The following is a 790-nucleotide window of genomic DNA, read 5'->3' as shown; positions in this document are numbered from 1 at the left end:
CAGGAGCGACATTCCTACTTTGCCAGATCCGGACATTTTAACTTAGCTGCTACATTCGAAAGTCGCATAAGATTGCAGTCTGGAACTGGCCTCTCGCGAGGGCCATCGACCGATCGCATCAGGTCGTATCTAATGGCCATAAGAAAAACCGGCAGTTTGCCCAACGAGCGCTACTGTTATGAGGGCAGGAACGAAGAAGCAGTCCTCACGGGCCGATGCATGCCTTGCTTCGATCGCGCCCAGCATGGTGCGGACATAGGCGAAAGAGTTTGACAGCGGAGATCAGCGCAAGATGTCCGACAGGCTCTCGGGCTTCTTCTCGCCAAGCGACAGATCAAGGCCCGACAGCAGGTCGATGAGATGACTTCGCATCAGGTCGGACGCGTTTTTTGCGTCGTGCTTTTCGATGGCATCGACGAGGGCGCGATGGGCGTGGCTTTCGCAGGTGGTGTCGCGGCGGCGCCAGTAGAGCGCGATGATCAGCGACGACCGCGACAACAGATCTTTGACGAAGCCGGTCAGGATCGAATGGCCGGCGATTTCGGCGATGCCGACATGGAATTTTGCCGACAGCATGATGGCGTCGCTGTCGCGGCCGGCATGCAGGGCCTCGTGCTCTTTTTCGAGATGAAGCCGCAGTTGCGCGATCTCGGCCGGCTTTGCCACTTCGGCGGCAAGCGCCGCGACCTTGGGCTCGATCAGCGCCCGCGCTTCGAACACCTCGCGCGCTTCCTGCTTGGTCGGCTGGGCGACGAACGCGCCGCGGTTCGGCTCGAGCCGAGCCAAGCGG

At 60.3% G+C, this 790-nt stretch carries 1 protein-coding gene; it reads right to left on the bottom strand.

Features of this window, described 5'->3' with window-relative positions:
* Nucleotides 1-282: 282 nt before the first annotated feature.
* Nucleotides 283-790: GntR family transcriptional regulator (locus E5W87_RS32585; protein ID WP_292407202.1), on the bottom strand; the 508-nt coding region annotated here is incomplete at its 5' end.

The sequence above is a fragment of the Mesorhizobium sp. genome (genome assembly GCF_004962925.1).
Lineage (GTDB): Bacteria > Pseudomonadota > Alphaproteobacteria > Rhizobiales > Rhizobiaceae > Mesorhizobium.
The sequence above is the reverse complement of the archived record's forward strand: the minus strand, read 5'-3'. Positions and strand labels throughout refer to the sequence as shown.